Origin of the sequence: Leucobacter sp. BZR 635 (genome assembly GCF_048061935.2) — a bacterium.
Lineage (GTDB): Bacteria > Actinomycetota > Actinomycetes > Actinomycetales > Microbacteriaceae > Leucobacter.
In genome coordinates this window covers 43,452-54,523 of sequence record NZ_JBLUNZ020000053.1, presented here as the reverse complement: position 1 = coordinate 54,523, position 11,072 = coordinate 43,452, and the positions used below count along the sequence as shown (strand labels likewise).

Here is an 11,072-nt window from a genome sequence, read left to right as displayed (position 1 = left end):
CGCACCGACAACTGCGCCGGGCCCGAGCGTGCGACGGAGCCTGGCGACGGCCCCCGCGTCGAGCACGCCCTCACCAAGCGTCGACACAATTCCCGCCACAATGACCCACGGGCCATCGAGCGCAGGCGAGCGCTGCTGCAATAGGGTGAGGGCGTCCTCTGGACGCGATCCAAACACGAGTCGCGCGAGCACGTCTCGGTCAGCTGCGTCACGACGAGACTCTCCGACCAACTCGGCCTCGCGTTCGAACAAGAGCGCGATCGTGAGCACCAGCACGGGTGCGAGCGACCGCACCTTCGCGGGCTTGCCCGTCACGCCGACGACGCCAATCACCCGGCCACGGTGCTCGAGCGGAAGGTTCACTCCGGGGCGCTCGCCGGGCCTGGCGGTATCGGCGTGCACCGCCACGACCTCGTTCGTCGCGGCGGCCTCGCGCGCGCCAGGGTGCAGCGTTCCGACCCGGCTCACGTCGCTCGAGGCGATGATGAAGCCCTGCGAGTCCATGAGATTCAAGTTCTCTTGGATCGCGGGCGCAAGCTCATCTACGATGCGCTGCGCGAGCGCTGAACCGAGGTGGATCTGCTGCGGTTGGATCCGCTCCGGGTGCGGCTCCGCAGGCACGGTTAGACCTCGAAGTCGACCCCGGCCCGTGCTGCCGCGCGCTCTTTCACGCGGGCCGCAGCGGCGAGGTGGTCGGGATGCGTCGCGTACACGTCGAGCGCCGCCTTGTCGGTGTGGTCGCTCACGAGGACGACGTCCCAGTTCGCGTCGGCGTTGTACTCGTTGAGGTGCACGTTGAGTGCGAGCACGCCGGGCACGAGGTCACGCAGCGGGGTGAGGGCGTCAGAGACCTCCTGCGCCTGGCGGGCGCGGTCTTCGGCGGTCTCGCCGTTCATCTTCCAGCTGACAATGTGGCGTACGGTCACGGTGACTCCTCTGGGTTCGGGTGGGGTTGTTGGGCCGGACGGCTTGCTAGGGCCGGGCTGGCATGGTGGTCCGGGCGTTGGCGGCAGCGCGTTAGCGCCGCCAGAACGACAGCTTAGGGCCCTGTGCGGCGCGGCGAAGCGCGGCCTCGAATTTCTCGGGGTCGACCCGCCAGATCGCGTGGCGCTTCTCTCCGATGCGCACGACCGGGATCTCCTCAGAGTGGAGCCTCGCGAGCGCCTCATCTTCGAGGATGTTCAGCTCGATGAGCTCAGTCGCGATCTCATCAGTTGCGAGCTGGGTGCGAACCTGCTCGATGACCGCGCGTGCGTCGTCGCAGAGGTGACAGCCGGGCTTTCCGAGAAGGGTGATGCGTATGGGATCCACAGCTTCAGTCTAGAGCGCGGGCACCGACGGCCCGGCGGCCCGCCCGACTCCGCTGCCCCGCCCCGCGACCCCGGCTCCCGACCACCCCGATCCCCACCACCCCGAGTTTTCTATTCCGAGTGCTACACAGGCCGAAATAGGCTCACCGCAGATAACTCGGGGCGGAATCGATGTGCGGGTCGCACGGGGCAGGCGGGCCGGAGTGGGCTCCCCCGCCCCAGAAACAAGAAAAGGGCACCGAGCCGAAGCTCGATGCCCAGTCACTGCACCGCGAATGCGGCAGGGTGACTACTTCTTGTTGCGGCGCTGGTGGCGCGTCTTCCGAAGCAATTTGCGGTGCTTCTTCTTGGACATACGCTTGCGGCGCTTCTTGATTACTGAACCCATCAGTTACCTCACGTCTCTAGGGGCCGTACGGGGCCTAACCGTAACGTGGCCCACAAGATCAATAGTCTACAACGCCTGGCTGGCTCGCGCGAACCGAAACGTTACTCTCGCAGCTTAAACCGAGCGACGAGTTCCTTTACCCGATGCTCGGCGACCGCCGCCGCGCGACCAAACCGCTCTGCCGCAACCGCGGCTTCCTCTGGGATAACTGGCTCAGCGTCTTGCAGACCAGCGGGGCCGGTGAGCGTGGAGCCGTTGCCGTCGAGGTACTCAACGGTGACCTCTGTGTCGAATCCGACCGAGAGAAATGGGATGACAAAGTCCTCAACCATTTCGAGCGGCTCAGGGTTCAGCGAGTAAAACCTGTGCTGCCCCTCCTCGCGAACCGTGACCAACTCGGCGTCGCGAAGCACCTTCAGGTGCTTCGAAACTGTAGGCTGACTGATCTCAAGTTGATTGACGATTTCCGAGACACTCATCTCAGCGTCGTCGGCGTGACGCTGCAGTAGAACCTGCAGGATGTCACGTCTCGTCGCGTCTGCGATCACTCCGAAAATGTCTGGCATAGACACCAGGGTATCCCGCCCGGTGTGTAGCATGACAACATTGCCCCTCACCGTTCGCTGAAAGAAGGAGAAGTGAGCTCAAGCGCACTAGCCAATAGGGCTCCCTTTCAGGGTAATCGCCCGTCGTGGTTCCACGCGCTCGTGCACACCACGCCGGCACGATTCGCGATCCTCGTCTTCACGAGCCTGGTCGCGATCTGGACCGCCCTGCTCTCCCTCCCCATCGCGAGCGCGACGGGGACCGGGGTGCAGCTCGCCGACGCCCTGTTCACCGCGGTCTCCGCGATCTGCGTGACCGGTCTCTCCACCGTGGACATGGCCTCGCAGTGGTCGATGTTTGGTGAGGTCGTGATCCTGCTCGGGATCCAGATCGGCGGCGTCGGCGTGCTCACGATCGCGAGCCTCCTCGGGCTCACGGTCACCCGCCGGCTCGGCCTCCGCCAGCGGCTGCTCGTCGCGAGCGACACCAACCCGAACCGCACAACCCGCGGCGCTTCCGAGAGCCAGGCTGTCGGCCTCGGCGACATCGGCGGACTGCTGTCGGCTGTGGCGATCAGCCTGCTCGTCATCGAGGCCGCACTCACCCTGCTCATCACCCCGCGGCTCGTGGCAGACGGCATGGCGTTCTGGCCGGCGCTGTGGAACGGCTTCTACCTCGCCGCCTCCGCTTTTACGAACACCGGCTTCGTGCCGCTCGCAGACGGCCTCGAGCCCTACCTCGGCGACTACTACCTGCTCAGCGTGCTCGCGATCGGCGTGTTTCTCGGGAGCATCGGCTTTCCCGTGATCTTCGCGCTCTACCGCTACGTCGTCAAGGGCACCGAAAAGCGCCGCCACCTCGGCCTCCACGCGAAGCTCACCCTGGCGACGACGCTGCTGTTCGTGATCCTCGGCTGGCTGCTCATCACGTCGCTCGAGTGGAACAATCCGTCGACGCTCGGCAGCGAAGACGTTGGCCGCACGCTGTTCGACGCGTGGTACATGTCGATCATGACCCGCTCGGGTGGGCTCGGGATCATCGACCCGATGGAGATGAACGGCTCGACCAGGCTCGTGCTCGACATGCTCATGTTCGTCGGCGGCGGATCGGCGTCAACCGCAGGCGGCATCAAGGTCACCACGATCGCGGTGCTCTTCCTCGCCGCCTACGCGGAGGCTCGCGGCTACAAAGACATGCAGGCGTTCGGGCGGAGGATCCCGACCGAAGTGCTACGCGTCGCCGTCTCCGTGCTCATCTGGGGCGCGACAATCGTGCTCATTTCGACGACGGCGATCATGCACATCTCGGGCACGACGCTCGACGAGACACTCTTCGAGGTGATTTCGGCGTTCGGCACCTGTGGCCTGAGCACGGGCCTGTCCGAAGCGCTGCCGGACTCCGGCAAATACATTCTTGCTGCGACGATGTGGGCGGGCCGCGTCGGCACCGTCACCCTCGCCGCGGCCGTCGCGGCGACGAGCAAGTCGCAGCTGTTCAGGTTCCCCGAGGAAAGGCCGATCGTTGGTTGATATTCGAAGTGATGCCCCCGTCATCGTGATCGGGCTCGGCCGGTTTGGCGCGTCAACGGCCGGCCAGCTCGACAGGCAGGACCGCGAGGTGCTCGTCGTCGACAGCAACGCCGATCTCGTGCAGAAGTGGTCGGATCGCGTGACGCACGCGGTCCAGGCCGACGCGCGGTCGATCGAGGCGCTGCAGCAGATCGGTGCCGACGAGTTTCAGATCGCGGTCGTCGCGACCGGCGCCTCGATTGAGTCGAGCGTGCTCATTGCCGCGAACCTTGTGGATCTCGGCATCCCGCAGATCTGGGCGAAGGCGATCTCGCACTCGCACGGCAAGATCCTGGAGCGGATCGGCGTGAACCACGTCATCTACCCCGAGCGGGAGGCCGGCGAGCGCGTCGCGCACCTGCTGTCGGGATCGATGCTCGACTTCATCCAGTTCGACGACAACTACGTCATCGCAAAGATGTACCCGCCCCGCTCGGTGCGGGGCCGTTCGCTGCGCGAGAGCGGTGTGCGCACCCGCTACCGGGTCACCGTGGTCGGGGTGAAGACCCCGGGCCAGCCCTTCACGCACGCGACGCAGGAGACCGTGATCTCCCCGCACGACCTCATCATTGTCTCGGGCACCGCGGCAGACGTGGAGCGCTTCGCAACGATCGGCTAGCGGGAGCTACTCCCCGCGCTCGAGCTCCTCAGAGCGGCGCACGTTTGCGGCGAGCGCCCGGTCGAAGAGCTCACCCCACGCGGCACCCTGCAGTTCGATGACGGCCTGCTCGGTGGTGCCCTTGGGGCTCGTGACGTTGCGGCGCAGCTGGGCGGCTTCCTCGCCGCTCTGCACGAGCAGCTCTGCGGCACCCGAGACGGTGCCGTTCACCAGCACCCGCGCCTGCTCGGGGGTGAAGCCCCTGCGGATCGCGGCCGCCGTCATCTCTTCCACGTAGAGGAAGACGTAGGCGGGGCCCGATCCCGATACCGCAGCGACGTCGTTGATCTGGTCCTCACGCACGACGATCACGTCGCCGACGGTTTCGAACAGCCTGCGCACGGTCTCCACGGCCTCGGCTGACGCGGAGGATCCCCCAGCCACGCCCGTCACACCGCGCCCGATGTGCGAGGGCGTGTTCGGCATGGCGCGCACGACCTGCGCGCCCGGCAGCTCCGCCTCGATCTGCGCGCACGAAACCCCGGCTGCCACGCTGACGACGATCGTGCCGGGCGCAAGATCGGCAGCGATTCCGCGCGACACATCAGCGATCATCCACGGCTTCACCGCGAGCATCACGAGCTCAGCGTCGCGCACCGCGATGCGGTTTGCGTCGGGCTCGGTCTCGGCGGCGTAGGCGACGACATCCTCGGCACCGGCGAACTCCGCAGCGCTTGCCGCCGAGTTCGTCGTCACCGTAATCGGCAGCGCGATGTCGACCGCGGGGCTGCGCAGGCCCGCGAGGATCGCGCCTCCCATCGATCCGACGCCGATCATGGCGGTGCGAGGAAGCTGGGTGGTCTCAGGCTGGGTCGTCATGTCTCCAGTCTGCCGGAGATCACGCTGTGACAGGGAAGACTCGGCGGCGTTCTCGCGAAGCCGGAGCGACTCCCCCTAGTAATGCATGCGCTGCCGCATACACTTGAGGCCGAGGACATCGATCCAGGAGGCACAATGAGCAGTGAAGGCGGAAAGCGCGCGATCATCGCAGCGCTCCTCGCGAATGTTGGTATCGCCATTACGAAGTTCATCGCGTGGGCGCTCTCCGGCTCGTCGGCGATGCTCGCAGAGGGCGTGCACTCGCTCGCGGACTCCGGCAACCAGCTCCTGCTCCTCCTCGGCGGCCGGAAGGCGAAGCGCGCGCCCGACCGCGAGCACCCCTTCGGCTACGGGCGCGAACGCTACATTTACGCGTTCATCGTCGCGATTGTGCTGTTCTCGATCGGTGGTCTCTTCTCGATCTGGGAGGGTATCTCCAAGATCCGCAACCCGCACACGCTTGAGATGTGGTGGCTGCCGCTCGTGGTGCTCGCGATCGCGATCGTCCTCGAGAGTCTGTCGCTGCGCACCGCGGTCAGGGAGAGCCGCCCGCATAAGGGCGCTTCGAGCTGGCTGACCTTCATCAAGCGCTCAAAGTCGCCCGAGTTGCCCGTGATCCTGCTCGAAGACTTTGCGGCGCTCGTGGGTCTCGTGTTCGCCTTCCTCGGCGTCGGTCTCACCGCCCTCACCGGCAACACGTTCTTTGACGCGGCAGCGACGATCCTCATCGGCGCACTGCTCATCGCAGTCGCAGTGATCATCGGGATCGAGACCAAGAGTCTGCTCGTGGGCGAGGGCGCGACCGCCGACGATGTGAAGAAGATCCAGCTGGCGCTCGGGGATGCGAAGGAGATCAACCGCATCATCCACATGAAGACCCTCTACCTCGGGCCTGACGAGCTCATGGTGGGCGCAAAGGTATCGCTGCCCGCGTCGACGACCATGGGCGAGGTCTCGGTGATCATCAACATGGCCGAGCGGAGGATCCGGGAGGCCGTGCCCGCCGCACGCGTCATCTACATTGAGCCCGATGTGTGGCTCGATCCTGACCTACCGACGCCGACGACGAGCTCAATCGTCATGCTGTCGAGCGACTAGCCGTTCGAGCGCACATGGTGCTGATTGACGACCCCAGCTGGCCCGCCCACGGGCGACTGTGGGCGCACCTGGTGAGCGACGAGAGCCTCGATGAGCTGCACGCGTTTGCGGCAGCAAACGGGATCCCCAGCCGCGGCTTCGATGTCGACCACTACGACGTACCCGCCGACATGCACGCGGCGCTCGTGGCGGCAGGGGCGACCCATGTGGGCGGGCGCGAGCTCGTGCGCAGACTCATCGCGTCGGGGCTCAGGGTGACGACGCGGGAGCGGCGCGGTCGCTAGTGCGGCGCGGTCGCTAGTGCGGCGCGGCCCGAGCCTGTCGTGGGGGTGATTGCGAGGTGCACAGCTGGCGTACCCGAGAGCCGCATGCGATTCTACTCAGGGCCCGATCCGAGTTCAGCGATCGTTTACCCGCGCTTCGCCCACCGGACACTGCGGAGTCGCGCGGAGTTCGCGGCGGCTTTCTATCGTTGGCAGCATCGGGGATGATGTGTGGTGGCCGGCGTCCTTGCCGGTGAGACCGCGCCCCGGTGTTCCGACGAAAGGTTCACTGTGATTTCACGCGTACCCATGCGCAAAGCCGCTCTCGTTGCCGGCGTTCTCGCACTCACCGGCACACTCGCCGCGTGCTCCTCAGGCGCAGCCGAGCCTGGCACGGGCGATGAGGGCTCGACGGTTGACGCTGCGACCGCAACAAGCGCCGCAGACTTCGGTGGCATCGATGGCCTCGTCGAAGCAGCGAAGCAGGAGGGCGAGCTCAACGTCGTCGCACTCCCCGAAGACTGGGCAAACTACGGCAAGATCATCGCCGGCTTCGAAGACAAGTACGGCATCACCGTAAACTCGGCATCGCCAAACGCGTCAAGCGCCGAAGAGATTCAGGCCGCCGAGAACCTCAAGGGCCAGGACACCGCACCCGATGTGTTCGACCTCGGCGCGGCAGTCGCACTCACGAACACCGACAAGTTCGCGGCATACCAGGTCGAGAACTGGGACGACATTCCCGCTGAGAACAAGGAGGCCTCGGGCCTCTGGGTCAACAACTACTCGGGCATCATGTCGCTCGGGTACGACTCGGATAAGCTCCAGGAGCCGGCGAAGCTCGACGACCTGCTCGGCGCCGACTACAAGGGAGCCGTCGCGCTCAACGGAGACCCGACGCAGGCAGGCGCAGCGTTCGCAGCGGTCGGCTGGCTGTCGGCGCTCAACGGCGGCGGCGTCGACGACTTCGGCCCGGGCGTCGACTTCGCACAGAAGCTGCGCGACGCAGGCAACTTCCTGACGCTCGACCCGACACCCGCGACGATTGCCTCCGGTGAGACCCCCGCAGTTCTCGACTGGTCGTTCAACAACATCGCGGCCGCCGCCGACAAGCCGAGCTGGGAGACAACCGTCATTCCCGGTGCGGTCTACGTCTCGTTCTACAACGAGGCGATCAACAAGGATGCCCCGAACCCCGCAGCGGCACGTCTGTGGCAGGAGTGGATCTTCTCGGACGAGGTACAGGCGCTCTACCTCGAAGCGAACGCGGTTCCCGTCCGCATCGATGCGCTGACCGAGAGCGGCGCGGTCGACGAGAAGCTCGTGGAGCAGGCGACCTTCGGCACGGACTCCGATGACTGGGTGTCACCTGACCAGGCACAGGTGGACGCGGCCAACGCGCTGCTCACCGAGCGCTGGGCAGCGGTCGTCAAGTAGCGCCTCGGTGGCCCGTTCACCGCGCAACCGCGGGGTGAACGGGCCACTCGCGTTCCTCCCATGAATCGTGTACTCCAGGCCCTCGGCCTCGTACCCTTCGCGGCGTATGTGCTCGTGTTTCTCCTCGTGCCGACGATCATCGCCGTCGGCAGTGGCTTTACCGGCCCAGACGGCTTCACACTCGCGAACCTCGCCGTACTCGGCTCCCCCGAAACGCTCAGTGCATTCTGGGCGAGCATCTGGCTCAGCGCACTCACTGCGGCAGTCGGCGCCGTCGTCGGCGCGATCCTCTGCTGGGCGCTCGCAGGGCTCCCCGAGGGTGGCGCGCTGCGCCGGGCAGTCGACTCCGCGAGCTCGGTACTCGCCCAGTTCGGCGGCGTAATGCTCGCCTTCGCGTTCATCGCGACCATCGGCGGCCAGGGCCTCATCACCGTGCTCCTGCGCGAACGCCTCGGCGTTGACATCTTCGCGAACGGCGTGTGGCTCTACGAGCTTCCAGGACTAGTGCTGCCCTATCTGTACTTCCAGGTACCCCTGATGGTGATCACGTTTCTCCCCGCGGTGCTCGCGCTTCGGCAGGGCTGGGCGGAGGCCGTCGCAACCCTCGGCGGCGGCGCAGCAAGCTACTGGACCCGCGTCGGGATCCCCGTGCTCGCCCCGGCATTCCTCGGGTCCCTGCTGCTGCTGTTCGCGAACGCTTTCTCGTCGTACGCCACCGCCGCGGCCCTCATCAGCCAGGGCTCGCAGATCGTGCCCCTGAAGATCCGTGCGGCGCTCATCGGCGAGACCGGCGGCGCACTCGCCGCGAACGCTGGCGTCCTCGCCCTCGGCATGATCCTCGTAATGACCGTCGTGATGTTCGCGTACGGCCGACTCATGGCCCGGACCGCGAGGTGGCAGGGATGACGCGCGCGCGGGTGAGCGCCCGCGTACCCGGCCGACCATCGCCCGGCGTCGCCCGCACCGTGGTGATCGCGATTGGCGCGGTGTTCCTCGTCCCGCTCATTGCGATGCTCGAGTTCACGCTCCGATCCACGACGGGCGGCTATGGCTTCGATCACTGGACAGCGCTCTTTGCCCCGGAAAACGAACGCGGCTACCGCGTGCTGTACCAGGGGCTGCAGAATTCGCTCGTCCTCGCGCTCATCACGCTCGGCATCGTGCTCCTGCTGTTCTTCCCAACGATCGTGCTCGTGCACCTGCGCTTCCCGCGGCTGCAGCGCGCGCTCGACCTGCTCACGGTGCTGCCGATCGCGATCCCCGCGATCGTGCTCGTCGTCGGTTTCGCACCCATCTACCGTGTCATCGGCCAGACGGTCGGCTCGGGTGCCTGGACCCTCGCGCTCGCCTACGGTGTGCTCGTGCTGCCGTTCGCGTACCGCGCGATCGCCTCAGACCTCACCGGCATGGACGCCCGCGTGCGCGCCGAGGCCGCACGCTCCCTCGGGGCGTCATGGCCCATCGTGCTGCTCCGGGTCATCGCGCCCGGCGTCCGCCGCGGCCTGCTCGCCGCCTCCCTCATCACACTCGCGATCGTGCTCGGCGAGTTCACGGTGTCGTCGCTCCTCAACCGAGTGACGCTCCAAACGGCGCTGCTGCAGATCTCGCAGTCCGACCCGTTCGTCGCCGTCGCTGTCTCGCTGCTCTCGCTCATCGGCGCGTTTGTGCTGCTCATGCTCGTGAGTGCCACCGGGCGGGCACCGCGCGCACGACGCCCGGCCGCGGCCCCGGCGACACTTCCTGTTCCCGCCACTCAGAAGGAGGCCAGCGATGGCCGATAAGACCCCTCAGCCAAGCTCCGCCGTCCGGCTCGAAGCCGTCACCAAAGCCTACGGGTCGAACACGGTGCTGCACGGAGTCGACCTCGCGCTTGAGCCAGGCGAGCTCGTGTGCCTGCTCGGCCCCTCGGGTTGCGGGAAGACGACGGCGCTCAGAGCGATCGCGGGGCTCGAACCAGTCTCGGGCGGCAGGATATTCCTCGGCGACGACGACGTGACGAATGTGCCAGTCAACCGCCGTGACATCGGCATGGTCTTCCAGCAGTACTCCCTGTTCCCACACCTGACGGTGGCCCGAAACGTCGAGTTCGGGTTGCAGATGCGAAAGGTCGCCCGCTCCGAACGCGAACGCCGCATCGGCGAGATGCTCGAGATTGTGGGTCTCGAGCATCTCGCCGAGCGTTTTCCGCATGAGCTTTCGGGCGGTCAGCAGCAGCGAGTTGCGCTGGCCCGTGCGCTCGTGACTCGGCCGCGCGCGCTCCTGCTCGACGAGCCGCTCTCTGCGCTCGACGCGAAGGTGCGGGTCCGGTTGCGCGAGCAGATCCGGGCGATCCAAACAGAACTCGGCATCAGCACAGTGTTCGTCACACACGATCAAGAAGAGGCGCTCGCGATCTCCGACAGGGTCGCGGTGATGGAGGGCGGCAGAATTGCCCAGCTCGGCACACCAGAAGAGCTCTACCGCAGGCCAGCCTCACCGTTCGTTGCTGACTTCGTCGGACTCTCAAACAGGGTCGCCGGGGTCCTGACGCATGGCTCCGCGGCCGACGCCTCAGTGGTTCGCGTGCAAGGAGTGACGATCCCGGTGCTTCCGCATACCGGCCTCGCACCAGGGGACCCTGTGACCGCGTACGTGCGGCCGGAACACGTGCGGCTCGGCGCAGGCCCAGGCGCGAGCGCGGGCGGCACCACCGGTCACCACGCGAGCGCTCCTGCCCTGGGAACGCCCGACAGGGCCACCACCGCCGTGGTCATCTCGAGCGGCTTTCTCGGCTCGATCAGACGCACAGTCGTCCAGCTCGCCGATGGTACGACGCTTGCCTCGCAGCACGGAGCAGAGGCGATGTTCAGGCCGGGCGAGGCGGTCAGCGTCTCGTTCGCGCAAGAACCGGTCGCTGTCGTGGCGGCGGCCTAACGATGCCCGCGGCCCAGGCAGGAACACCACCTGCTCGCCGGAGCTCACCTCGCTAGACGGTGAGGCCCCGTG

The 11,072-nt window shown here is 66.6% G+C and carries 14 protein-coding genes; 8 read left to right on the top strand and 6 right to left on the bottom strand.

All coding sequences use genetic code 11. The features are described 5' to 3' along the window. The 5 genes from ACI1US_RS11290 to ACI1US_RS11270 form a co-directional block, all read right to left on the bottom strand. On the bottom strand, positions 1 to 621 hold a 621-nt coding region (locus ACI1US_RS11290; protein ID WP_461640498.1), incomplete at its 3' end, for a sugar diacid recognition domain-containing protein. Between the two features lie 2 nt (positions 622 to 623). Then, positions 624 to 926 carry a Dabb family protein gene (locus tag ACI1US_RS11285; protein ID WP_461640496.1) on the bottom strand — a complete coding sequence of 101 codons (303 nt, stop codon included), beginning with the start codon at positions 924 to 926 and terminating at the stop codon, positions 624 to 626. 91 nt (positions 927 to 1,017) lie between these two features. Further along, on the bottom strand, positions 1,018 to 1,311 hold the full coding sequence (locus tag ACI1US_RS11280) for a glutaredoxin family protein (protein ID WP_461640494.1): 294 nt from the start codon (positions 1,309 to 1,311) through the stop codon (positions 1,018 to 1,020). Between the two features lie 288 nt (positions 1,312 to 1,599). Beyond that, positions 1,600 to 1,698, bottom strand: a complete 99-nt coding sequence (locus ACI1US_RS11275; RefSeq protein ID WP_005504750.1) for a 30S ribosomal protein bS22 — start codon at positions 1,696 to 1,698, stop codon at positions 1,600 to 1,602. A gap of 101 nt (positions 1,699 to 1,799) precedes the next feature. Next, on the bottom strand, positions 1,800 to 2,264 hold the full coding sequence (locus ACI1US_RS11270; protein ID WP_416549915.1) for an ArsR/SmtB family transcription factor: 465 nt from the start codon (positions 2,262 to 2,264) through the stop codon (positions 1,800 to 1,802). Between the two features lie 141 nt (positions 2,265 to 2,405). On the opposite strand from ACI1US_RS11270, the gene ACI1US_RS11265 reads away from it, so the two are divergent. Both ACI1US_RS11265 and ACI1US_RS11260 read left to right on the top strand, forming a co-directional pair. Continuing rightward, positions 2,406 to 3,773, top strand: a complete 1,368-nt coding sequence (locus tag ACI1US_RS11265; RefSeq protein ID WP_416549916.1) for a TrkH family potassium uptake protein — start codon at positions 2,406 to 2,408, stop codon at positions 3,771 to 3,773. Next, positions 3,766 to 4,431, top strand: coding sequence for a potassium channel family protein (locus ACI1US_RS11260; protein WP_416549917.1), 666 nt, complete (start codon positions 3,766 to 3,768; stop codon positions 4,429 to 4,431). Before ACI1US_RS11265 ends, ACI1US_RS11260 begins: the two co-directional genes overlap by 8 nt. 6 nt (positions 4,432 to 4,437) lie before the next feature. On the opposite strand, the gene proC is transcribed toward ACI1US_RS11260, so the two are convergent. Continuing rightward, entirely contained in the window at positions 4,438 to 5,289 is an 852-nt protein-coding gene (gene proC, locus ACI1US_RS11255; protein WP_416549918.1) for a pyrroline-5-carboxylate reductase, read from the bottom strand. Between the two features lie 135 nt (positions 5,290 to 5,424). On the opposite strand from proC, the gene ACI1US_RS11250 reads away from it, so the two are divergent. From ACI1US_RS11250 to ACI1US_RS11225, 6 genes are all read left to right on the top strand, one after another. After that, entirely contained in the window at positions 5,425 to 6,387 is a 963-nt protein-coding gene (locus tag ACI1US_RS11250) for a cation diffusion facilitator family transporter (protein WP_416549919.1), read from the top strand. 14 nt (positions 6,388 to 6,401) lie between these two features. Continuing rightward, a complete protein-coding gene (locus ACI1US_RS11245) occupies positions 6,402 to 6,671 on the top strand; it encodes a DUF4031 domain-containing protein (protein ID WP_416549920.1) in 270 nt (89 codons plus the stop codon). Between the two features lie 288 nt (positions 6,672 to 6,959). Next, positions 6,960 to 8,087, top strand: coding sequence for an ABC transporter substrate-binding protein (locus tag ACI1US_RS11240; protein WP_461640506.1), 1,128 nt, complete (start codon positions 6,960 to 6,962; stop codon positions 8,085 to 8,087). 60 nt (positions 8,088 to 8,147) lie between these two features. Beyond that, on the top strand, positions 8,148 to 8,993 hold the full coding sequence (locus ACI1US_RS11235) for an ABC transporter permease (protein WP_461640489.1): 846 nt from the start codon (positions 8,148 to 8,150) through the stop codon (positions 8,991 to 8,993). Further along, positions 8,990 to 9,868: an ABC transporter permease gene (locus ACI1US_RS11230; protein ID WP_461640487.1), complete on the top strand. Its 879-nt coding sequence runs from the start codon at positions 8,990 to 8,992 to the stop codon at positions 9,866 to 9,868. Before ACI1US_RS11235 ends, ACI1US_RS11230 begins: the two co-directional genes overlap by 4 nt. Further along, positions 9,858 to 11,000, top strand: a complete 1,143-nt coding sequence (locus ACI1US_RS11225) for an ABC transporter ATP-binding protein (RefSeq protein ID WP_461640485.1) — start codon at positions 9,858 to 9,860, stop codon at positions 10,998 to 11,000. The genes ACI1US_RS11230 and ACI1US_RS11225 overlap by 11 nt, the downstream gene beginning before the upstream one ends. Positions 11,001 to 11,072 lie beyond the last annotated feature (72 nt).